Source organism: Pseudomonas sp. 9.2(2024) (assembly GCF_039695385.1).
Lineage (GTDB): Bacteria > Pseudomonadota > Gammaproteobacteria > Pseudomonadales > Pseudomonadaceae > Aquipseudomonas > Aquipseudomonas paraglycinae.
This window is the reverse complement of sequence record NZ_CP155585.1, coordinates 3834613-3858629: the sequence shown is the minus strand read 5'-3', so window position 1 is coordinate 3858629 and position 24017 is coordinate 3834613. Positions and strand designations below refer to the sequence as shown.

17 protein-coding genes are annotated in these 24017 nt (G+C 58.7%); 7 read left to right on the top strand and 10 right to left on the bottom strand.

The annotated features are described in order from the left end of the window. Positions 1–24: 24 nt before the first annotated feature. Both ABFB52_RS17125 and ABFB52_RS17120 read right to left on the bottom strand, forming a co-directional pair. The gene (locus ABFB52_RS17125) at positions 25–1590 is read right to left on the bottom strand and encodes an aldehyde dehydrogenase (NADP(+)) (RefSeq protein WP_129973434.1); all 1566 of its coding nucleotides are present in this window, start codon (positions 1588–1590) and stop codon (positions 25–27) included. Beyond that, positions 1587–2225, bottom strand: a complete 639-nt coding sequence (locus tag ABFB52_RS17120) for an isochorismatase family cysteine hydrolase (RefSeq protein ID WP_102687093.1) — start codon at positions 2223–2225, stop codon at positions 1587–1589. The genes ABFB52_RS17125 and ABFB52_RS17120 overlap by 4 nt, the downstream gene beginning before the upstream one ends. A gap of 99 nt (positions 2226–2324) precedes the next feature. Between ABFB52_RS17120 and ABFB52_RS17115 the strand changes: the two genes are divergently transcribed. Continuing rightward, positions 2325–2822 (top strand): helix-turn-helix domain-containing protein, encoded by a 498-nt coding sequence (locus tag ABFB52_RS17115; protein WP_129973433.1) that lies wholly within the window; start codon positions 2325–2327, stop codon positions 2820–2822. Between the two features lie 70 nt (positions 2823–2892). On the opposite strand, the gene ABFB52_RS17110 is transcribed toward ABFB52_RS17115, so the two are convergent. The 6 genes from ABFB52_RS17110 to ABFB52_RS17085 all read right to left on the bottom strand — a co-directional run bounded on the left by ABFB52_RS17110 (position 2893) and on the right by ABFB52_RS17085 (position 9309). Then, on the bottom strand, positions 2893–4308 hold the full coding sequence (locus ABFB52_RS17110) for a cytosine permease (RefSeq protein ID WP_129973432.1): 1416 nt from the start codon (positions 4306–4308) through the stop codon (positions 2893–2895). A 290-nt stretch (positions 4309–4598) separates the two neighbouring features. Then, on the bottom strand, positions 4599–5747 hold the full coding sequence (gene argE, locus ABFB52_RS17105) for an acetylornithine deacetylase (protein ID WP_129973431.1): 1149 nt from the start codon (positions 5745–5747) through the stop codon (positions 4599–4601). Further along, positions 5744–6421, bottom strand: coding sequence for a DUF1028 domain-containing protein (locus tag ABFB52_RS17100; protein WP_074688650.1), 678 nt, complete (start codon positions 6419–6421; stop codon positions 5744–5746). The genes argE and ABFB52_RS17100 overlap by 4 nt, the downstream gene beginning before the upstream one ends. Before the next feature lie 27 nt (positions 6422–6448). Then, positions 6449–6865: a RidA family protein gene (locus ABFB52_RS17095; protein WP_007950460.1), complete on the bottom strand. Its 417-nt coding sequence runs from the start codon at positions 6863–6865 to the stop codon at positions 6449–6451. Positions 6866–6923: 58 nt separating this feature from the next. Then, the gene (locus ABFB52_RS17090) at positions 6924–8231 is read right to left on the bottom strand and encodes an NAD(P)/FAD-dependent oxidoreductase (RefSeq protein WP_129973430.1); all 1308 of its coding nucleotides are present in this window, start codon (positions 8229–8231) and stop codon (positions 6924–6926) included. Positions 8232–8490: 259 nt separating this feature from the next. After that, positions 8491–9309 (bottom strand): alpha/beta hydrolase, encoded by an 819-nt coding sequence (locus ABFB52_RS17085; RefSeq protein WP_085746212.1) that lies wholly within the window; start codon positions 9307–9309, stop codon positions 8491–8493. 181 nt (positions 9310–9490) lie between these two features. Between ABFB52_RS17085 and ABFB52_RS17080 the strand changes: the two genes are divergently transcribed. From ABFB52_RS17080 to ABFB52_RS17055, 6 genes are all read left to right on the top strand, one after another. Further along, a complete protein-coding gene (locus tag ABFB52_RS17080) occupies positions 9491–9940 on the top strand; it encodes a helix-turn-helix domain-containing protein (protein ID WP_085746213.1) in 450 nt (149 codons plus the stop codon). 150 nt (positions 9941–10090) lie between these two features. Next, on the top strand, positions 10091–11797 hold the full coding sequence (locus ABFB52_RS17075) for a ShlB/FhaC/HecB family hemolysin secretion/activation protein (protein ID WP_102687099.1): 1707 nt from the start codon (positions 10091–10093) through the stop codon (positions 11795–11797). Between the two features lie 25 nt (positions 11798–11822). Continuing rightward, positions 11823–20486, top strand: coding sequence for a DUF637 domain-containing protein (locus ABFB52_RS17070; RefSeq protein WP_256656679.1), 8664 nt, complete (start codon positions 11823–11825; stop codon positions 20484–20486). Further along, on the top strand, positions 20486–21070 hold the full coding sequence (locus tag ABFB52_RS17065) for a hypothetical protein (RefSeq protein WP_039766929.1): 585 nt from the start codon (positions 20486–20488) through the stop codon (positions 21068–21070). Before ABFB52_RS17070 ends, ABFB52_RS17065 begins: the two co-directional genes overlap by 1 nt. A gap of 195 nt (positions 21071–21265) precedes the next feature. Continuing rightward, entirely contained in the window at positions 21266–21667 is a 402-nt protein-coding gene (locus tag ABFB52_RS17060; protein WP_129973429.1) for a hypothetical protein, read from the top strand. 254 nt (positions 21668–21921) lie between these two features. Continuing rightward, positions 21922–22230, top strand: coding sequence for a hypothetical protein (locus tag ABFB52_RS17055; RefSeq protein WP_052266538.1), 309 nt, complete (start codon positions 21922–21924; stop codon positions 22228–22230). A gap of 102 nt (positions 22231–22332) precedes the next feature. Here the strand turns inward: ABFB52_RS17055 and ABFB52_RS17050 are convergent, their stop codons facing one another. Together ABFB52_RS17050 and ABFB52_RS17045 are read right to left on the bottom strand one after the other, a co-directional pair. Beyond that, complete coding sequence (locus ABFB52_RS17050) at positions 22333–23376, bottom strand: LLM class flavin-dependent oxidoreductase (protein ID WP_102688306.1); 1044 nt, start codon at positions 23374–23376, stop codon at positions 22333–22335. 67 nt (positions 23377–23443) lie between these two features. After that, entirely contained in the window at positions 23444–23929 is a 486-nt protein-coding gene (locus tag ABFB52_RS17045) for a flavin reductase family protein (RefSeq protein ID WP_129973428.1), read from the bottom strand. Positions 23930–24017 lie beyond the last annotated feature (88 nt).

Here is a 24017-nt window from a genome sequence, read left to right as displayed (position 1 = left end):
GTGATTCGCCGAACCGGGCATTTTTTATTGGCCGTCTATGCTGCGGGGCAGGTCGAGCGGATTACCGTCGCGCAACACCTCCGGTAGCAACGCATCCGGAAAGCCCTGATACGCCACCGGCCGCAAAAAGCGCTCGATCGAGGTCATGCCGACCGAGGTGAAGCGGCTGTCCGACGTGGCCGGGAATGGCCCGCCGTGTACGGTGGCGAAGGTCACTTCCTGCGGATGGGCGAAGGCGTTGACCACGATGCGTCCGGTGCGGCGTTCGAGGATCGGCAGCAGACGCCGGGCCAGATCCAGATCGCGGTCTTCAAGGTGAATGGCTGCGCTCAGTTGGCCCTTGAACGACCGCGCGACCGCCAGCAATTCTTCCTCATCGTTGACCGTTACCAGCAACGCGGCCGGACCGAACACTTCATGGGCCAGCGCCGGTTCGCCGAGCAGGCGTTGACCGTCAACTTCCAGCAGCGCCGAGCGGCCTTCAAATCGGCCATCCGCTGGTGCGCCGACTGCCACCAGCTTCGCCCCCACGCTTTCCATCGCCACCAGGCCGTTAACGTATGACCCGTGAATCCCCGGCGTCAGCATCGTACGCGCTGGCGCTTCGCTGATCCGTTTGATCATCGCATTGCGCAGCGCTTGCAGACCTTCGCCTTCAATCGCGATCAGAATCGACGGACACAGACAGGCCTGCCCGACATTCACCAGCATCCGCTCGATAAAGCCATCGCCGATTTCGCCGCCACGCGCGGACAGCGCTGCGGGCAAAATGAACGTCGGGTTGACGCTGGTCATTTCGGTGAAAACCGGAATCGGATCAGGCCGCAACTGCGCGCGACGATAAAGCGCCATGCCGCCCACCTCTGAACCGGTGAACGTCACCGCTTTAATCAAAGGATGATCGACCAGCGCCTCACCGATGGCATTGCCGCCACCGCGCACCATCGAAAAAACACCCTCGTGCAAGCCATGCTTCTGCACCGCTTTACGGATGGCGCTAGCCTGGATTTCCGAGGCTCCAGGATGCGCGTTATGCGCCTTGAGAATCACCGTCGCACCGGCTGCAAGTGCCGACGCGGTGTCGCCGCCGGCCACCGAATAGGAGATCGGAAAATTGCTCGCACCGAAGATCGCCACCGGGCCGATGGCAACTTTCTGCAGGCGATGATCCATCCGTGGTCGCGGCTGGCGATCAGGTTGCGCCGGGTCTATCGCCAGTTGCAGAAAGCGCCCCCTGCGCACCACCTCGGCGAACTGACGGAACTGGGTCGCAGCTTTGGCGGCTTCGCCTTCCAGTTGTGCATGGGGTAGGCCGGTTTCCAGCGCGGCCCGGGCAGCCATTTCTTCGCGCACGGCGTCGAGGTTGTCGGCGATGCTTTCCAGAAACGCCGCACGTTCGGTCAGCGAGGTGTGGCTATAGCTATCGAATGCCGCGTCGGCGAGGGTTGCAGCCTGATCGACTTGCGCCGCGCCGCCGAAGGCAAAATCCGGCTCGATCAGCGTGTTGGTCGCTGGATTCAGCGCCTTCATCGTGCCCTCGGTGGCGGCGACGTCAGTGGCGCCGATCAGCATGTGGCCGGTCAGAGTCATTTTGCGTCACCTTGCGACTGAAGGTTGGCAATCAGTTCGTTTGTAGTGGTGATGACATGGGCGAACGTCGGGCCGTTGAGTTCATGGGCGGCGTGCATCATTTCCTCTTTGAACGCGGCGGTGGCATCGCGCACCAGCGTGACGTGATAGCCGAGTTCGGACGCATAGCGGGCGGTGGCTTCGATGCAGGTATTGGCCAGCAAGCCGACGATGATCACGTGGGTGATGCCTTGCTGTTTCAGGCGAAAATCCAGGTCGGTGTTGGCGAAACCGCTGGAGCCCCAGTGTTCCTGGACCACGATGTCGCCGTCCTTCGGCGCGAAATCCGGGTGCCATTCGCCACCCCATTCGCCGCGCGCGAAGTGGTGCATGTGCATGATCTTTTGTTGGGTCGGGGTTGGATGATCCCAGTTCTCGTAGTCGCCTTTTACCCAGCGGTGATGCGGTACGATGACGACCGGAATCGGCAGGGCCCGCACGGCGCGATCGAGTTTGCGCAGGTTGTCGAGCAGGCCGTTCTGCTCGGCCATCGGTTTGAGCAGCGGAAAGATCTTGCCGCCGTCCGAGAGAAAATCGTTGTACGGATCGACCAGCAGGTAGGCGGTTCTGTCGAGCGGATAGAGAGGTTTCGACATGACGATGTACTCCGGCAATGAGAGTGATCGATGCTCAGGGCTTGTTCCCGCATCGTGTTGATATGATAATCATAGTAACTATGAAAGAGGCAAGCCCTGATGGCTGTAAACGATAGTCTTCCCGACACGCTGTGCCCGATTTCCCGGGCCGAGGCGATCGTCGGCGACCGCTGGACGGTGCTGGTTTTGCGCGAATTGTTCATGGGCAGCCATCGCTACGACGAGATCCTGGCCCAGACGGGCGGTACGCCGCAGATGGTCGCCGCGCGTCTGAAAAGCCTGGAGGCGGACGGGCTGGTCGAGCGCCGCTTGTACAACGAGCGGCCGAAACGCTACGAGTACCACCTCACCGCGAAGGGCGAGGCGTTTTACCCGGTGGTGATTGCGTTACGTGCCTGGGGCGAGACCTGGTGCAAGTCGCCGGAGGAAGGGCTGGCGGTGAACATGACCCACAAGAACTGCAACCACAGCGCCGGCCTCGGGCCGCTGTGCGATCACTGCGGTGAAGTGCTGCGCCGTGAGGATCTGATCAGCCAGCCGCAAGAGGCGTACGCCGCCGAACGGCAGGCGCGGCGTGAGGCGTTCAAGGCGAAATAGGCGATTCCAGCCAACGCAAAAAAGGCCCTCACTTTCGAGGGCCTTCGTGTATCAGCGCAAAACGGATGACTTACAGATTGTTCACCAGCTTTCCGGAAGTCAGCCGCCGACGATAAGCACTGTCACGAGTCGCCAGCCAGAAATACAGCGGCGAGGTCACCAGCAAGCCAACCAACCACGACAGGTCCGCACCGTTGATGTGCGCCGACACCGGGCCGACGTACAGCGGCGTGTTCATGAACGGAATCTGCACCGCGATACCGATCGCATACGCCAGCAAGGCCTGCGGGTTGTAGCGGCCGTAGATGCCGCCATCGACCTGGAAGATCGAGCCGATGTCGTACTGGCCTTTGTGGATGGCGTAGAAGTCGATCAGGTTGATCGCGGTCCACGGCACCAGTACGACCAACAACACCAGCACCATGTCGACGAAGTGGCCGATGAAGTCTGCCGACGCGCCGACCGCAGCGAAGCAGCAGGCCAGCAGCACGATGATCGAAATCACCGCGCGGCTCTTGGCGGTCGGGATCCAGCGGTAAGCGAAAGTCTGCACCAGGGTGATCAGCGACAGCACCGCGCCATACAGGTTGAGGGCGTTGTGGCTGATGACGCTGAGAAGGAACAGCACCAGCATCAGCGGGCCGATGGCGCCGGTGGCGAGTTTCACCGCGTCCATGGTGTCCATTCCCACGGGGGTTGCCAGCACAGCGACGGCGCCGAATATGAACGACAGGCTCGAGCCCAGCGCCGATCCCAGATAGGTTGTCCAGAAGGTCGCCGCCACCGGCACGTTCGCCGGCAGGTAACGCGAGTAGTCCGACACGTACGGCGCAAACGCGATCTGCCACAGCGCCGCCAGCGAGACCGTCGCAAGCCAGCCCGAAAGGTTGAAGCTGCCGCGCGTGAGGAAATCATCGGTCTGGATGTGGGTGAGGATGTAGCCGAAGCCGACCACGATGCCGATTCCCAGGACCCAGGTGCCGATGCGGTTGAGCACGTGGATGAAGCGGTAACCGATGATGCCGATGATCCCCGAACCCAGCGCGCCGATGACGATGCCGACCGGCACCGGAACGCTGTCGACCACGCCATGCAGGGACTTGCCGGCGAGCACGATGTTGGAGGCGAAGAAGCCGATGTACATGACGCCGGCAATCAACACCACCAGCAGCGCGCCGAGGGAGCCGAACTGCGCACGGCTCTGGATCATTTGCGGGATGCCCATCTGCGGGCCTTGCGCCGAGTGCAGCGCCATCAGCACACCGCCGACCAGATGGCCGACCAGAATGGCGACGATGCCCCATACCAGATTCAGGTGAAACAGCTGCACGCCGAGGGCGCCGGTGACGATGGGCAACGGCGCAATGTTGCCGCCGAACCAGAGGGTGAACAGATCCCGGACCTTTCCGTGGCGATCTTCGGGCGGCACGTAGCCGATCGTGTGTTTTTCAATGAGCGGTGCAGACGTTGATGCAGAGGTGGTCATGACGAACTCCAAGGCAAGGACGAGTACGTGGACGTACTTCAGTGAGCGCCGGCACGGACGGCGCATTTCTTGTTGGGGTTGATCATGGGCAAGGAAAGGTGAGAGATAAATTAGTAGTTTTGTTGCTTCAGGCGTTAAAAAAACGAGGCTCTCCGGTCAGCGGAAAACGCTCTGTTCCGGTCGTTTCAGAGCCATGAACGACAACGCAGCTGACCTCCATCGGAGCAGCTGTCTGTCGGTGTTATTGCAGCTCGGCTGCAGACCTGAATCCTGCAGCCAAGGCCGTTTTTTCAGACGCGAATCGACGCCAGCATCCGTTGCAGCATCTCATCGCAAGCCGTGAGCTGATCGACGCTGACGAACTCGTCCGGCTTGTGCCCCTGATCCATGCTGCCGGGGCCGCACACCACTGTGGGAATCCCCACCGCATCGAACAATCCGCCTTCAGTGCCAAACGCCACGGTGCCGAAATCGTCCGAGCCACAGAACGTGGCGATCAATTCCGCAGCCTGGCTCCGGGCATCCGTCGCCAGCCCTGGATAGGCCGACAATTCACTGAAACGGATATCGCTCTGCTCGCTGACGGCCCGCATGCGCGGCAGCATTTGCTGTTCGGCATAGGTCTTGAGTTGCTGCGCGACGACCGCCGGATCCTGCGAGGGCAGGGCGCGGATTTCGAAGTCGAAACGGCAATCGGCGGGAACGATGTTCAACGCCTTGCCACCGTTGATCACGCCGGTTTGCACCGTGGAGTACGGCGGGTCGAAACGCGGGTCGAGGTGTTCATCCTTGAGTTGCCGGCCGATGCGTCCCAGCTCGCCGATCAGCTCGGCGGCGCATTCGATGGCGTTCACTCCGAGTGGCGCGTAGGCCGAGTGACAGGCATGACCCTGGACATCGCAGCGCACAGCCAGTTTGCCCTTGTGCCCAAGCACCGGTTTGAGTTCGGTCGGCTCGCCGATGATGCACAGCAGCGGTTTGACCGGACGTCGCTCCAGCACCTTGAGCAACGAGCGCACGCCGAGGCAGCCGACCTCTTCGTCGTAGGACAGGGCAATGTGCACCGGCATACGCAGCGGTGCTTCGAGCAACGACGGCACCAGCGCCAGCACGCAGGCGATGTAGCCCTTCATGTCCGCCGTGCCGCGACCGTAAAGCTTGCCGTCACGCTCGCTGAGTTCGAACGGCGGCAGCGTCCACGGCTGGCCATCGACGGGCACCACATCGGTGTGCCCCGACAACACGATGCCCGGCTGATCGGCCGGGCCAATCGTGGCGAACAGATTGGCCTTGCTGCGCTCATCGTTGTAGATCAGCTCGCACGGCACATCGAAACCTTCGAGGTAGCTGCGCACGAAATCGATCAATTGCAGGTTGGACTCGCGGCTGGTGGTGTCGAACCCCACCAGCGTCTTGAGCAACGCGACGCTGTCGCTCATCGGTCGTCTCCGGCAACCCCGTAGCCCGGCGCCTTGGCCGGATCGAGGGCGCGGTCGATGTAGTCCTGCAACTGCGGGCGATAGGCGTCCCACAGTTTTTGCAATTGACCGATCGGGTCTTCATCGGCCCAGTCGACCCGCAGGTTGACGATGGGCCAGGTCAGTTCACCCACCACGACCACGGCTGCCGAATGCACCGGACCTGCTTCACCGCCCAGGGCCTGGGCGGCGTGCAGGGCGTTGATCAGGCGATCGGCCAATTGACCTTCGCCTTCTTCGAACGCGCTGACCATGGCTTCGATCACCGAGCGCCCGGCGAGCATGTTGCCCGCCGCCACGCATTGCTCTCCCGACACGGCGTTGTGCACGCCCAAGGTTTGCGCGCCGCTGAAATGCGCGGTCTGGCCGAGGTGGTTAATGGCCGTGATCTGCCGGTACTGACTGTAGCCGTTGCGGGTCAGCACCTTGTCCAGCGCCGCCTCGGGCGCCAGACCTTGCTCCATCAGGGCGAGCACTTCCGGGCCGAGCGACGGCAGAGTGATGTTCTGGCTCGACACCGCACCAACCCCCGGCAACAGCCACGGGCAGCGGGCGCCGACGGCGATGCTGGAGGAGCTGATGGCGATGCCGAACTGACCGGTTTCGGGGCAGCGGGCGGCGATGGAAAATGTCATGTGTGGCCTCCTTTCGCTAAGGTCGAATTACTCGGGAATCACCGCAACCACATCAATTTCCATCAGCCACTGCGGCTGACCCAAAGCCGACACCACCAGCCCGGTGGAGATCGGGAACACGCCCTTCAGCCATTTGCCGACTTCCTGATACACCGGCTCGCGGTAGCGCGGGTCGATCAGGTAAGTGGTGGTCTTGACGATATGGCTCAGGTCGCTGCCGGCCTCTTCGAGCAGTTGCTTGACGTTGCGCATGGCCTGTTCGGTCTGCGCGCGCGGGTCGCCGAGACCGACCAGTTCACCGTCGAAATTGGTCCCGACCTGACCACGGACATACACGGTGTTGCCGGCGCGCACGGCCTGGCACAGGTCGTTGTCCAGGGTCTGGTTCGGGTAAGTGTCCTTGGTGTTGAACATGCGGATGCGGGTGTGGGTTGGCTGACTCATGTGCGGCTCCTGACGAATTCGGACCCGGCGCGACGGGCGCCGGGATTGAAGAGGGAAATCAAGCGTCGACGGTGTCGACAGCGTTGTTGTGCAGCGCGGCTTCGCGTTGTTCGGCATCGCGATAGGCCAGGTATTTGCGCTGGGTGGCGATGTGGTCGGCCACGTGTTTGGCGTCGTGCCACACGCCCCAGATGAACGACGAACCGCGTCGCGACTGCCACGGCAGACCGAGGAAATACACGCCCGCTTCGCTGGACACGCCGCGCTGGTGCTGCGGCTTGCCGTTGTCGTCGAAAGCGGCGACTTTCAGCCACGAATAGTCCACCGCAAACCCGGTGGCCCAGATGATCGAGGTGATACCGGCGGCGGCCAGATCGAGATCGGCCAGCGGGTTTTTCACGCATTCAGGGTCCGGATACGTTTCGCGGGCTTCCGGTTCCAGCGGCAGATCGAGGCCGTTGCGTTCGATGTAGGCGTCGGCGGCATCCAGCAGCGCGAGGTAGTTCTCGTCGCCACGCTTGAGGTTGTCGCGCAGGTCCTGTTTGAAGGTCACCACGCCGTCGCTGAACGATTCGGTGACGCCGACCAGGGTCATGCCGCGATGGGCCAGACCACGAAAATCGATGGTGCGGCCACCGTGGGCACCGCTGACGGCGATGGTCACGTGCTCGCGGCCGGGTTTCATCGCGGCCTGATCCCACTCGCCGAGGACGCCCAGCCACCAGCAGAAATCGCGGTTGCGGTAAGCGCGAGGAGGGCGGTCATGAGCGCCGACGGAGAGGTAAACCTGCTTGCCCGAGCGCTGCAATTCATCGGCGATCTGTACGCCCGACGAACCGGCACCGACCACCAGCACTGCGCCGGCCGGCAACTGCTGCGGGTTGCGATAATCAGCCGAGTGAATCTGCAGCAGACGCTCATCTTTCGGTGCAATGGCCGGGATCACCGGACGCTGGAACGGGCCGGTGGCGGCGACGACGCGGGCCGCTTCGATCACGCCCTCGGAGGTCTCGATGGTGAAGCCCGGGCGACCGACATTACGCACTACGCTTTTCACATCGACGCCGGTGCGGATCGGCGCGTTGAATTTCTTTGCATACGCTTCGAAGTAATCGGCGACACGTTCCTTGTGGGCAAAACCGTCCGGATCGACATCATCGAATTCCATCCCCGGAAACCGGTCGTGCCACGCCGGACCGTTGGCCACCAGCGAGTCCCAGCGCCCGGTGCGCCAGCGTTCGGCAATGCGGCTGCGCTCCAGCACCAGGTGCGGCACACCGAGTTTGCTCAGGTGTTCACTCATAGCCACACCCGCTTGACCGGCGCCGACAACAAGCGTGTCTGTTTTTATTATTTCAGTGGTCATCTCTGATCCCTTCTCACGAGGCCGTTGGATTCAGGTCGCTGTCGACCTGTTCTCTGTGCTTGGGATCAGACTAGGGAGGGGGTGGTTATCGGTAAAATATTATTAAGCTGGCATGTGAAGATAAAAACGTGATGCAGAGGCCTGAAAGCTCCGTAAATACGGGGCTTCACCTTGGCACCGGAATCCGGGACAACAAAAAAAAGGACCGCCGACAGGATAGTCGACGGCCCTTTTCAAGGCGTGTTCAGATCACAAGGACTCAGCGATCGAGAAACGCCAGCAGGTCTTCATTCAATTGCTGCGCATGAGTCACCGCAAAGCCGTGCGGCGCACCTGCGTAGACTTTCAGTTCAGCGCCCTTGATTTGCGCGGCCGCTTGTTTGCCGGTGGTTTCGAACGGAACAATCTGATCGCCATCGCCGTGAATCACCAACGTCGGCACATCGATTTTCGCCATGTCCGGGCGGAAGTCGGTTTCCGAGAATGCAGTGACGCAATCCACGGTGCCTTTGAGCGAGGCCAGCAGAGCGATGTTCAGGGTTTGGGTCAGCACGCCATCGGAGACTGTCTGACCCTGATTGGTGCCGTAGAACGGGGCATTGAAGTCCGCGATGAACTGCGCACGATCCTTCAGCAGGCCAGCCTTGATTCCGTCGAACACCGACTTGTCGACGCCTTCGGCAAAGTCCGGTTTCTTGCCGAACAGCGGTGTCACCGCGCCCAGCAACACCAGTCCGGCAACGCGCTCGCTGCCGTGGCGTGCGATGTAGCGGCTGACATCGCCGCCGCCCATGGAGAAGCCGACCAGGGTCACGTCACGCAGATCCAGGTGCTCGATCAGTTGCGCGATGTCATCGGCGAAGGTGTCGTAGTCGTAGCCGGTCCACGGCTGCTCGGAACGGCCGAAGCCACGACGGTCAAAGGCGATGGTGCGATAGCCGCGGCTGCTCAGGTATTCCATCTGGTATTCCCACATGTCAGCATCCAGCGGCCAGCCGTGACTGAACAGCACGGGCTTGCCGCTGCCCCAGTCCTTGAAATAGATCTCGGTGCCGTCTTGGGTCGTGAACGTGCTCATGAAAACTCCTTGGGTGTGGGCCTGCGAGGATGCCGTGATGGCAGCGTTCACTATCGCGACAAAGGGCATTGGCCACTTGTACGCAGGTGCTAAGTTTCGAGCCGCACGCGTTAACGATTTGACGGCATGAGTTGTAAGATGCAACCGCATCGAACCTGCCGTTTTGCCGGAGACACCCGAAATGAAGCGCAAAAGCCTTGCGGGCAATGCCTGCCCGATCGCCCGGACACTCGATCTGATCGGTGACTGGTGGTCGTTGCTGATCATCCGCGATGCGCTGGAAGGCATCAGTCGTTTCAGCGATTTCGAGAAGAGCCTGGAAATCGCCAAGAACATGTTGAGCACCCGGCTCAAAGGGCTGGTCGAGCGCGACATCCTGCGCTTGGTGCCAGCGTCCGATGGCAGCGCTTACAAGGAATACGTGCTGACCGAAAAGGGTCGTGCGTTGCAAACTGTGATCGTTGCGTTGTCGCAGTGGGGTGGGGAGTTCATGTTCGAGCCTGGCGAGCCGGGGTCGGTGATGGTGGATGCGCAGAAGCGTCAGCCGATCAGGAAGCTTCAGTTGCTGTCGGCCGATGGTCGGGTGCTGGCGCCGGAAGATGTGGCGACGAAACTGGCGGTTGAGCATTGAGATGATGTGATTCACCGATTCCGGAAGACTTTTACTGATGCCGCTGGTCGGCAATACATATTTAGTAATGACAAAAATTGACGTCAGAATAGTGGCTCATTACTATCGCGCCACTATTCTGATATCAGTTTCCGTCTCGAGGGATCGAACATGTCCTCACCCGCCCTCGTGGCGAGGTTGTGCCTGGCTTTGCTATGCCTTTCTCCACTCCAAACCGCACTTGCAGCACCCACCCCCGGTGAAACCGACCTGATCCGCGAACGCCAGAATCGTCTGCTCGAAGAGCAGCAGAGGCGGCTCGAAGAGCTCAAGGATCTGCCCGGTAAAGAGGCCAAGCCGGCGCAGCCGGAAGCCCCCGCCGACACACGTTGCTTTCAGATCAACGACATCGAGCTCAAAGGCGCCGACAGCCTGTCGGAGAACGACAAGAGCCGTTTGCTCAAGCCCTACATCGGCCAGTGTCTCGGTGTGCCTCAGCTGAATGAAGTGCTGAAGGTCATCACCGATCACTACATCGAGAAGGGTTGGGTGACCAGCCGTGCTTATCTGCCACAGCAGGATCTGTCCGGCGGGCACCTGAAAGTGCTGGTGGTCGAAGGCAAACTCGAGGGCTTGAAAGGCGCCGACAACAGCAAGCTCTCTGAGCGTGAGTTGTCGATGGCGTTTCCCGGCAAGGCCGGTGAGCTGGTGAACCTGCGCGAGATCGAGCAAATGGTCGATCAGCTCAATCGCCTCCCTTCCAACCAGGCCAAGATGGAGCTGTCGCCAGGCAAGAACGTCGGCGGCAGTGAGGTGCTGGTCACCAACACCCCGCAGAAACCATGGCGCGCCGGACTGTCGCGCAGCAACGATGGCCAGCGCAGCACGGGTGAGCAGCAATGGGGCACGACATTCGACTGGGACAGCCCGCTGGGTCTGGCTGATCAGTTGAGTCTGCGCGGCGGTCACGATGCGATGACCGATCACCAGCACACCTCCAACAACGCCATGCTCAACTACAACCTGCCGTGGGGCTGGTGGAACTTCAGCTACACCTACAGCCAGAGTGAGTACCGCTCGCAAATCGCGGCCAACGGCTACAACTTCAAGCAGACCGGCGACAGCGAAAACCATCAGCTGCGCGCAGAGCGGGTGATCCACCGCGACTCGGTCAGCAAGACCTCCCTCAACGCCGGCCTGTCGTATCTGCGCACCAACAACTTCATTGAAGACAGCAAGCTCAAGCTGAGCAGCAACCGCATCAGCGAAGCGCAGTTCGGCTTCAACCACGGGCGGCGTATCGGCAGCGCCTTCGTCAACTTCGACGCCGGCATGCAGGAAGGCATCGGTGCATTCGACGCTCAGGGCAGTCACGACCCGGGCCCCGGCGAGCCGGATGCGCGTTACCGCAAATACACCGCAACCCTGAGCTATCTGCAGCCATTCAAAGTGTGGGGCGAGTCCTTCACCTTCAGCAGCCTGATGACCGGCCAGCGCAGTGAAGACGTGTTGTTCAGCCCGCAACGTACCAGCCTCGGCGGGTCGTCTTCGATCCGTGGCTACAAGGATCAATCGCTGTCTGGTGACAGCGGTGGCTACTGGCGCAATGACCTGCGCTGGTCGCGCCCGATCAACGCCGAATGGCTGCGCCCGGTGTTCGCGGAATACGGCACCAGCCTCGGTTACGATCAGGGCGTGATCCGTGGTGACCGCTACAACGGTGACCAGCATGGGCGCATGTCGAGCAACTCGCTGGAACTGTTTGCCCGGGGCGAACACGTTGCGGCCAGCGTGACCTTTGCCCACTCCCTGGAACGCCCTGACGTGCTGACCGAGCGCGAAGCGCCGATCTATTTCCGCGTGGATTTCTTCCTCTAGTTTTTGCCCTTTCCGAGATTCTGATATGGACTTCCGCCAACTGGCCTTTCTGGCCAGTCAGCCTTCTGCTGCCGTAAAAAACCGTGAACACTTCTGGGGCATGCCCAAACGCGGACTGGCGTTCCTGCTGGCCAACGTCATGTTCTGGCAGCCGATGTGGGCGCAGGCAGACGGAATCGTGGTCAGTGCGCCCGGCACCACGCTCGACCGGGCAGGCAATGGCGTGCCGATCATCAACATCGCCACGCCCAACGGTGCGGGTCTTTCGCACAACCAGTTCCACGATTACAACGTGGATGCTCAAGGCGTCATCCTCAACAACGCTACGAGCCGCACGCAGCTGACGCAGATCGGCGGAATCATTCTCGGCAACCCGAACCTGCGCGGTGCGGCGGCGCAAACCATCCTTAACGAAGTCAACGGTGGCAGTCCGAGTCAACTGCGCGGTTACACCGAAGTGGCGGGGCAGTCGGCGCGGGTGATCGTGGCCAACCCGTATGGCATCAGTTGCAACGGCTGCGGCTTCATCAACACCCCGCGTGTGACATTGACCACCGGCAAACCTGTGCTCGATGGCGCGGGTCGACTGGACCGTTTTCAAGTCGATCAGGGCAGCGTCTCCATCGATGGCAAAGGTCTGGATGCCAGCGCTGTCGACAGCTTTGAAATCCTCACCCGCAGTGCGCAGATCAACGCGCAGATCCACGCCAAACGCCTGAACATCACCACCGGTCGCAACGATGTAAACGCCGAAACGCTCAACGCCACCGCGCGTGCCGATGACGGCAGCGCCAGACCGCAACTGGCGATCGACTCTTCGGCGCTGGGTGGGATGTACGCCGGGGCGATCAAACTGGTGGGCACCGAGGCCGGTGTCGGCGTGAAACTGGCAGGCGAACTGGCGGCCAGCGCCGGGGATATCCAGATCGACGCCAATGGCCAACTGACGTTGGCGAAGGCCACGGCCAGCAATGCGGTCGACATCAAGGCCAACAGTCTTGAGGCGCAGCAGGCCGTTTACGCGGGCACGCAATTGACCGTGCAAACCGCTAAGGATCTGGTCAACCAGCAAAGCCTTGCCGCCAGGGACAGCGTTCGCCTGACCAACGGCGGCACATTGACCAACGCCGGCGTGATTGAAGCCGGAGTGAATGCGGATAACAGCCGTAACAGCAATGGCGATGTTTCCATCAACAGCGGCTCGGTGAGCAACCGTGGCAGCGTATTGGCCAGTCGCTCGCTGAGCGCAAGTGCCGCAGGTGTGCTCGATAACCAGAACGGTATCGTCCAGGCCAAAGACGTCGCGCTAAGCGCCACTCGGTTGCTCAACCAAGGGGCTGACGCCCGGATTTACGGCGAGACCAGCCTGGCCTTCAACGTCCCGGCATTCGTCAACCTCAGTGGTCTGATCCGCTTCGCCGACGGCCAGGCGGCAACGCTCTCCGTCGACAGTCTGGACAACCGCAAAGGTCGTATCGAAATCGCCGGCGGCAGTCTGAAACTCAATGCGCGGGCGCTGCAAAACGATGACGGCAAAATCATCGCCGGACGTCTGGATATCGATACCCGGCTACTCGACAACGCTGGCGGCCTGATTGCTGCCAGCCAGGGCGAAACCAAGGTCGTCGCCCACGAACGTCTGAACAATGGCAAAGGCAAGATCCAGGCAAAGACCGACCTCGTTGTGTCGGGCGCCGAGTTGCTCAATCAGGGCGGCACATTGGCCGCCGATTCGATTCGGATCACTGGCACCCGACTGGATAACAGCAGCAAGGGTGTCATCAGTGCCGAAAACGGCAATCTTGATCTGGCACTGGATCAGGGCTTCGATAACCACGCTGGCAAGCTTCAAGCCTCGGATCGATTGAGCGTCGCTGCCCAGAGCATAGACAACCGTAATGCCAGCCTGACCGGCAAAACCCTTGAGGTCACCAGTCGCGGCAAACTCGACAACTCCCAAGGCACGATTTCATCGGATGACAGCGTGCTGGCCAGCGAAGACCTGGACAACACACAGGGCCTGATTCAGGGCAACACGACACTGAACCTGACCGCACGCGATCTGGACAACACCAACGGCCAACTGCTCGGCGGTGTTGTCGATGCGACGCTGGACAATCTCACCAGCAATGACAAAGGCGCGATCAGTGCCGAGACCGGCAAGCTCACGCTGGTCGTCAACAAGCACCTGAACAATGCCTTGGGTCGACTGCAAGCCAGCCAGGGGGACGTGGATGTTCACGCCGGCAGTATCGACAACCGTAAAGGTGTGGTGGCCGCGCAACAGCTGCTGTTGGTCGCTCGCAACGGTCACATCGATAACCGTGGCGGGCGGGTGATCGGCGATCGCCTCAACCTGCAAGCGGCCAGCCTCGATAATGGCGAGGGTGGTCTGCTGGCGGCGGGTGTTGATGGCGCTCGCCTGATTCTCAAGCAAACCGTCGCCGGTCAGTCGCAACTGCTCAATCAAAAGGGCCGGATCCAGAGCGATGCCGACCTGTACATCGAAAGCGATACGGTCGACAACAGTGCCGGTGTGTTGCTGGGCAAAACCATCGAAGTCAACGCCACGCAGCTGAACAACAGCGACAAGGGCGGCATCGTCGGCACGGGCGGCGACATTGCGCTGAAAATCGCCGGGGTCTTCAAAAACGTCACGGGCGTGGTCGACGCCGCCGAGCAACACCTGCTGCTCGAACAACTGGTCGAACTCGACAATCGCGGCGGCACATTGCGCGGGCAGCGCCTGGACATCACCAGTACGTCCATCGACAACCGTGATGCGGGCCAGATTGTTGCCGGTAGTGATGGTCTGAAAATCGTCGGCAGTACCGTACTGAATCAGCAGGGTGCGATCCTCGCCAATGGCAGCCACGCAGAACTCGCGCTGGGCACCGGCAACCTGCAAAACCAGGGTGGCACGCTACAGGCTGACACGCTCGACATCACCAGCGCCGACCTCGACAACAGCGTGGTCAACGGCAAGGCCGGTTTGATCTCCAGCCTGCTGGGCGATTTGCAGCTGACCGTGACACGCCTGATCAACCATGGCGGCAAGCTCTTCGGCAAAGGTCAGGTCACTTTCGATGGCACCCGTCTGGATAACGCGGGTGGTGAGATCAGCGGCAATCGGCTGGGTCTCGAAGCGGTCGGCCAGATTCTCAATCAGGGCGGACTGATCGAGTCGGCGACGAATCTGCAACTGATCGGCGACCAACTGGATAACAGCGCTGGCGGGCAGATACGCGCACTTGGCGGCACCTTCAGCAAGATCAAACTGAACGGCAATCTGAACAACCAGAACGGCGCCATCGAGATCGGCAGCCAGGATCTGCAGCTTGGCGGTGCCCAGCTCAACAACCTCAGCGGCAGCGTTCGTCACGCCGCGCAAGGGTTGTTTGACCTGGATCTGAATAACCTGACCGGCACGCAGGGCAGCCTCACCGGTCTGGGCAAAGGCGTCTGGGATGTCGCGGCGGTTAATGGTGTGGGCACCTGGCAACTCAATGGTGGGCTGACTTACACCAGTTCGCAGGATTTGAACCTTAATGTCGGGGATCGCATCGCCAGTGCTTCGGCGCTGAACCTGAATGTCGCCAATCTGAATAACGCCGGGCAACTGCTCAGCGATGGCGATCTGACGCTGACCCTTGGCGGCAACCTGATCAACAGCGGTCGAGTGTCGGCTCAGCAGAAACTCACCATCAACGCCAACGACGTGATTCAACAGGACGGGCGGCTGGTCAGCGGTGGCGATACCGTGATGACCTTGCGTGGCACGCTGGACAACCTCGGTCGGCTGATCGCCAACCAGAACCTTACGGTGACGGCTGCCCGGATCGACAACAAAGGCACCCTGGGCGCCCAGGGCAATCTGGAATTCAACGCCGCCAACGGCATCTCCAACGGAGCCGATACGCTGCTGTTCAGCGGCGGCACGATGAAGTTGCATGGCAGCAGCCTGAGCAACTATTACGGCGATATCTACAGCCGGGGCAATCTCACGGTCGACGCTGTGGGTGGTGGTCGTGCTGCGTTGTTCAGCAACTTGTCGGGGACGGTCGAGGGCGAGGGGGATATCGACATCAATGCGATGTCGGTGGAAAACGCCAAGTCGGTTTTCGAAATGTCGCAGGGCGGCAGTTCCGGCTCCATCAGATGGATTTGCGGGCAGCATTGCGGTGGCCACGATGGCTGGAAAAAAGGCACGATCATTATTGATCGGACCTATAACGATGTGGTTCTCAAAGACTCGACCGCATCACGCTTCGTCGCGGGCAAAAACCTGACGATTCATGCCGGCAATGTCGAAAACCGCTACAGCATGATGGCTGCGAACGGCAGCCTAACGGTAACCGCCGACCGCTTGTTAAACCTCGGCGCGGAATCGCGCTCCGGCACTTCGACAGAATCGATTGGCACGCCTGGCAGGATCGACAATAGTCTGTGGGATCGGATGGAGTTCATCGAAGTCCCGGCGTTCAACGCGCAGACGCAGCAGGGGAATTTCGATGAGGCACGCTTCAACGAGTTGGTCGCCGTTACCAATGACAGTCGCTTCGCTCACCCTGAGAACGTACAAATAAAGTGGTCTCCCAATGGCAACACCTTGTATCCGGCCACCCTGCAGGCGGGAGGAACGGTAAGCCTCAACGTCACTGACTCCATCCAGAACGGCAAGCTCTACAACAATACTTACGATCAGCTCACCGGAAATCTGGACAGCGAAAAAGCCACCGGTGTGGGTGTCGTCGACATCAATCTGGGCAAGCGCAGCAGCGCCGCCAGCGTTCAGGTCGCCAAGGACGTCACTCGCATCGAAAAGGTGGATGCGGACGGCGTAAAGCAGATCAGCTTCGTCCCGGTTGATTTCCGTGGAGTACCGTTTGCTGCAGTAGATCCAACCGCGTCTTCGACATTCAGGCTTCCGAAAGGCCCTTACGGCATGTTCGTGCAGAGCCCGAATCCGCAGAGCCGCTACCTGATCGAAACCAATCCGGAGCTGACTCAGACCGCGCCATTCATGAGCTCGGACTACCTGCTGGGTAAGCTCAATTTCAACGCCGATGAGGCCGCTCGCCGCCTCGGCGACGGTCGCTACGAATCGCGTTTGATCAGCGATGCAGTGTTGGCTCAGACCGGCCAGCGCTTTCTGGCCGGTGGCTTGAACAACGATTACGAGCAATTCCGTTACCTGATGGACAACGCGCTCGCCAGCAAAAACGAGCTGAATCTGACGGTGGGTGTCACCCTGACGTCGGAGCAGGTGGCGGCGCTGACGCATGACATCGTCTGGATGGAAGAGCGCGTCGTCGATGGTCAAAAAGTACTGGTGCCAGTGCTGTACCTGGCTCAGGCCGAGTCGCGCAACGTGCGCGGCGGCAGCCTGATTCAGGGGCGTGATCTGGAAATGATCGCCGGCAACGACCTGGTCAACGTCGGCACTCTGCGGGCCACCAACAACCTCACGGCAGACGTCAAAGGCAGCCTTTATAACGGTGGTCTGGTCGAGGCTAACGAACGCCTGAGCCTGATGGCCACCGACAGCATCCGCAATGCGCTGGCCGGTGATATTCGCGGTAATCAGGTCAGCCTGAGCACCCTCAAGGGTGACATCGTCAACGACCGGACCGCCGTGACTTACAGCCCGGGGCAGGGGTTGCGCACGTCACTTGACGACGGCGGCAACATCAGCGCCCGCGATACGTTGAGCATCAAGTCCGGCCGTGACTTGACCAACTCCGGCACGATCAACAGCGGCGCCGATGCAGACCTGAGCGCGACCCGCGACATCAACTTACTGGCGGTTCAGAACGTCAACGAGATCCACACAATCGAGAACGGCGGACATCGCTCGACCGTCACCACAACCGTGGAAAACCTCGCGTCCAGCGTGAAAAGTGGCGGCAACCTGAAGCTTGACGCCGGTCGCGACATCAACGTCCTCGCCAGTACGGCACAAGCCAAAGGCGATCTGCTTGCCGACGCGAAACAAGACTTGAACATGGCTTCGGCGAGCGACGAACACAATGTCGAAACCAACAGCAAAAGTGGCAAGAAACGCGTCCACGAAGAAGACAATCACACCGTCCAGAAGGCCGCTGAGTTCATCGCAGGCGGCGACGTAAAAACCGCTTCCGGTCGCGATACCACGTTGGTGGCGAGCAAGATCAGCGCGGGCAATGAAGCCTATGTGTATGCGGGTAATGACCTGAGTCTGCTGGCAGCGCAGAACAAGGATTACACCCTGTACGACATGAAGGAGAAGGGTGGTTTCGGCGCCAAGAAAATGCAGCGCGACGAAGTTACCCAGATCACTCATGTGGGGAGCGAGATCAAGACCGGGGGCAATCTCACGCTGGTTAGCGAGGGGGATCAGCGCTATCAGGTGGCGAAGCTTGAAAGTGGCAAGGACATCACGCTGGACAGTGGTGGGGCGATTGTTTTTGAAGGGGTGAAGGATTCTCACGACGAGAGCCATACCAAAAGCGATGGAGATGCTTTTTGGACTTCGTCAAAAGGCCGGGGCAATAACGATGAAACGCTGCGTCAGAGTCATCTGATCGCATCTGGAAAACTTACGATCAAAGCTGTAGACGGGCTGAAGATCGATATCAAACATGTCGATCAGCAAAGCGTGCACCAAGCCATTGACGCAATGGTCGAGGCCGATCCTCAACTTGCTTGGCTCAAGCAGGCAGAAGCGAGAGGAGACATCGACTGGAGGCAAGTCAAGGAAATCCACGAGTCGTTCAAATATCAAAACTCGGGGCTTGGGCCAGCTTCGCAACTGATCATTGCAATCGTGATGGCAGCGGTTATCGGTCCGATGTCGAGCATGATTCTGCAATCCGTTGCGGTTACCGCAGCGACAAAGGCCGCCGTCAGCACCATCGACAACCGAGGCAATCTGGGCAAGATTGCAAAGGATGTAACCTCCAAGGAAGCGCTTAAAAGCTATGTCGTGGCGGCAGCAACCGCAGGCGTTACCCAAAGCCTCAACTACGACCCAGGCGCAATTGGACTGAATCCCGAGAGCTTGAAGATCGTGGCGATCAAGGTGAGTTCGGATGCCTTGATCAAAACCGCTGTTTACGGCGGCAGCCTGAAAGACAATTTTGCGAGTTCTGCAGTTGGCACCGCTGCGGCCATCGGTGGCGCCTATGGGGCCGGGAAAATCGGTGATCTTTCCCTGAAAGACGGGAGCGTTGGGAAAATCCTCCTGCACGCCGGATTGGGCGGGTTGCTGGCTGAGGCCACGGGCGGTGACTTCCGTACGGGTGCCATCGCGGGGGGCGCCAACGAAGTGTTGATCGGTCTTCTTGGAGAGAGGCTCCTTCCTAAAAATCTCGTAAAAGGAAGCGCCGAATACGCTCAGGCTCAGGCGAACCTGCTCGCACTCTCGCAGGTCGTGGGTGTGTTGGGAGCGGCAGCTTCCGATGGCGATCTGGGCGTCGCAGCGACGGTGGCGGCAAACGCAACGCAATACAACTTCCTTGGGAAGCACGACAAGGCGGAACGTGATAACGCACGTGAGGAGTTCAAGGAAACAGGAGCAATAGATCCTGCTAAGCGGCTGGTGCGACTGGAGGGTGCGGATCACCGAAGTGATGATCTGCTCGCCAAGTTCCGCCTGGACAGAAATTCTCTGACACCACAGGAGCGCACGGAGTTAGCAGCTTACCTCCAAGTGTACGCCGCCCAAGAGTTGGAAAACTCGACGGTGGCAGAGGTCAATGCCCGGGTCAGCAAGCTAATCAGCAATGGCCCCGAGAACCCGGAGCTGTACCGTTACGCCGGAACCACCGAAGCCAAAAATGCTTTTGCCGATGCTCAGCGTGCCATTGCAGGTGGATGGTTCGATCAATTGGTCTGGACTCGGACAAAAACTGAAAACGAACTGATCTTCAGGGACGCTCAAGGTTATTTACGCATCAATAACGAACTGCAGGGTTTGTCGAATCTTGGAAATCCGGCAATTTATGGACTGACCGGTCCATTGGGCTCCAGCATACGTATGGCGGCAGCGGCCAATGGTTTACTCCAAATAGGTGTAGGAACAAACCAGGCGTTCAACGGCGATCTTTGGAACGCAGCTGGAAATATTGTCATTGGGGCTTTGGGGGTTGCCAGTGCGGGACTTCCTGGTACCAAACTGCCTAACAACGCAACAACGGGGTTAATCTCCGAAACGGGTCAATACACACGACCTGCCGAGGCAGTAGGCTTATTTGATCGAACAGTGTTACACGCTCCTGCAAATGATAAGTTTTATGAGCGGGCGACCCAAGAATTACTGGATGCTATCAATGCGATTCCTAGCAATACCCAAGCATCTAAAGTGGCAACTATGATTAGTGCCTATGATCCTGTATCAGGGAAGATTGCGGTAGGGAGCAGTAATGGCAATATTAGAGCTGATATGTTGGATGTGCGAACCGTTAACTATATAGAAACACAACTTGGTGTGAAGGTCGGTGAGATCACAAACCTCTGCCGCAATGCTGCTGGTGCCTGTGCTGAAGTCTCGGCGGTTGACAAATTAGTTAGGATGGGTGTCAATCCTGCTGAAGTGAAATTTACCAGTGCTCTGCGCCCCCGTATTGTTAGAGATGAGGGCGGGATTACGAAAAATGCTATAATTGACACCTGTGCGAACTGCAGTGTTACCTGGCCGGAGGGAAAGTGATGTCGCTGAATAAAGACTGGCAGCCTAGTTTTGGAGAAATAATAACTTGGTTCGCCATGGATAGAAATGGGTTGATAGCAGTTATGGTCAATAACTGTTTTGGTCGCCTGCCTTCTGCATTGTTGGAAGTTCCAGACTTGGAGGCAAAGCTGGATAGCATAAACGAGTTTATGTGGGAGGAGTCGTCAGACTTTTTTGATTATCCGAAAAATAAAGTAGGCCGTACTTTGTTGGATATGTACTCATTTCGCAGATATCGTAATGCCCGTTCGCGCATAGATGTGGAATTAATAGTTTCAGAGAGGTCGGGATTTGATAAAAAGCTTTCAGAGTATTCAATTCCGTCAATTAAGGGGTTTTACATTTACCATGCAGTTGAAAGCTCTGCTCCTGGTGAGGACTATCCGGTCGGATACGAAGGAGAGACAGTTGTTGGGGATTATTTTCGGTTTTTAGTACCAACTGTACATGGGGGAATCGAAGATTTTCCCGAGGATTTGAGGTCATTAGTTTTAGTCTCGGATAAGCTGGATTTTACCTCGGATCAGATTGTCGCGAGCGATTCGATTGACTTGTTGTTTTAAAAGAAGAAAGAAGAAGGGGGGGCGGATTTATTTATTTTAATAAATCTGTCCCCTTTTGTTCGAGGCGACATAGCCGCTGCCGCAGAAAAGGCTGAGTTGAAATCTTTAACCGTAAGCGCTATAGATGATAAAACAGGATTGCCGAAAAACTACTACTGGGAGCCAGGTATGAAGTCTATTAAGGAGAAAAAATAGATGGTGATCGGAGGGTATACGCTTAGTCCTGAATACGGTAGATTACAAATACCTCTTGTTAATCAGCCGACTATGGAAGATGTTAAATCCATTATATTTGAGTATAGCAAGTTCGATGGCGTGACTTCGTTGTCTATTACCCCTGCACCTGAAGCTGGGCCTTACGAGATTAATCTTTATTCTGATTCTGGAAACTACCTTCTAATGTTAAATCAATACCTGGATGATGGGGAGCACGTCGTACGTACCCTTAATAATGCGTCAGCTGGAACACAACTGATTGACGTTTTGGGTGATTGCTATCAGGCGAGTTTGATTACAAGAGATATAGGGATTGTTATTTCTTGTTTTCAAGAGTTTTTAAGCACTGGTGATGTAAGTTCATTAGTGCTAAGTGTTTGATAGAGCAGGGGATTGATAGAAAAGGGGGGGCGATTTAATAAATCTGTCCCCTTTTGTTGGTAGAGGGGTCTTTAGTTATGATGTTTGTAATGATGGAGGATATAAGCTGGTAGCTAAGCCGGTCGTTCCTTTGCAGTTGTCGGATCTCCCAAGCCAAGTGAAACATTGTATTTTCCAATCCTCAATGCAAGCTCTTAGCATAGTTTCGCCGTTGGATATTGAGCTCAGACACAATCCTGCTAATGGAACGATTGATGCGTAAACCCCAAAACTCAATGGTTGCAGCGCTTTTCAAGTATCGCCACGGTGTGGGTGTTGCCTTGCTGGTGGCGGCACTTGTAAACGGTTATTTTCAATTCAATGGCAGCTGGGGACGTTTTTTCACTGTACTCGCGGTTCAGCTGTGGTTTGCGCAAGGGGTCTACTGCTATTTTTGCGGTGCGAGTATTTCAATTGCCCCAGGTGGATTGGGAAGAGATGCAGATCCCGAGTGGCGTGCGGCTTTGGCGGCCTTTGCCTTCTTTCTATACGCCGTATTTTTCTTTCTGGATTACCAGTATTAGCGACTGATCCGGCAGAGTCATCGTTGCCTCCATCCCTGAGCTGAACCGCATACGAAAACGCCCCGAACATCTCGGGGCGTTTTTGTATGCCGGGCGGCAGGTCTATCTGAACGCCGGCACCACATGCTTGATAAACAACTCCAGCGACTTCTTCTTCTCCGCATGCGGCAAACTGTTGTCGCACCAGAAACTGAACTCATCCACTCCAAGTTCCTGGTAGTACTTGATCCGCGGAATTATCTCTTCCGGCGTGCCGATCATCGCCGTTTTGTGCAGGCTCTCCAGCTCAAACTCCGGACGCCCGGCAAATTTCTCTTCCGGGCTCGGTGCGAGGAAGCCGTTCACCGGCACTTCCTTGTTGCCGAACCACGCATCGAACGTGCGATAGAAACGTGAGATGGCTTTCGCGCCGACCTTCCAGCCTTCCGGGTCATCCACTGAATGCACGTGGGTATGACGCAGCACCATCAATTGCGGACGCGGCACATCCGGGTTGTTGTCCAGCGCAGTCTGGAACTTGTTCTTCAGATCGAGAACTTCTTCGTCGCCCTTCATCAGCGGTGTGACCATCACGTTGCAGCCGTTGGCGACGGCGAAGTTGTGTGAGTCCGGGTCGCGGGCGGCGATCCACATCGGCGGGTTCGGCTTTTGGATCGGTTTCGGCACGCTGGTGGAGGTGGGGAATTTCCAGATCTCGCCGTTGTGGGCGTAGTCGCCTTGCCACAGCGCGCGCACCACCGGGACCATTTCCCGTAGCGCCTGACCGCCGCTGGAGGCGGGCATGCCGCCGGCCATGCGGTCGAATTCCACCTGATAGGCGCCTCTCGCCAGGCCGACTTCCATCCGGCCGTTGCTGATCACATCGAGCAGCGCGCATTCACCGGCGACCCGCAGCGGATGCCAGAACGGCGCGATGATGGTGCCGGCGCCCAGGTGAATGGTGGTGGTCTTGGCCGCGAGGTAGGCCAGCAGCGGCATCGGGCTCGGCGAGATGGTGTATTCCATCGCGTGGTGTTCGCCGATCCACACGGTGCTGAAACCACCGGCCTCGGCCATCAACGTCAGTTCGGTCAGGTCTTCGAACAGTTGACGGTGGCTGACGCTTTCGTCCCAGCGTTCCATGTGTACGAACAGGGAAAATTTCATGACGCTACCTCGAATCTCTTGTGGTCGGCCGGTCGCTTGCCGGCCTGTTTAAGTGCAATCGTGCGGATCAGGCGAAGGCGGGCAGGGCGCCCATCTTGCCGTGGCAGTACACCAGCGGGCCGGCGTCCTGCTGAGGGACGATGAGGTTTTTCACCGCGCCGACCATGATCGCGTGGTCGCCGCCTTCGTATTCGCGCCACAGCTCACATTCGATGATAGCTGTCGCATTGGCCAGGATCGGGTTGCCCAGTTCGCTCAGCGTCCACTGGATGCCCTGCGCCTTGTCCTTGCCTTTGCGGGCGAAGGCATAGGCTTCGCTCTGCTGACCGCCGGACAACATGTGAATGGCAAAGCGTTTGTTCTTGATCAGGACGGGGTAGGAATCGGAACTGTAGTTGGGGCAGAACAGCACCAGGGCCGGATCCATCGACAGCGAGCTGAAGGCGCTGGCGGTCAGACCGACGATCTGGCCGTCGTCATCCAGCGTGGTGATGACGGTAACGCCGGACGGGAACGAGCCCATGACTTGTTTGTAGACGGCAGCATCGATCATTGGTCAATCCTCGAGTGCGGTGGAGCGTGTTTTTATGTGTTTGTGGGTCTGATGGTATACCGTAATACATCGATTGCAAGCGCTTTTT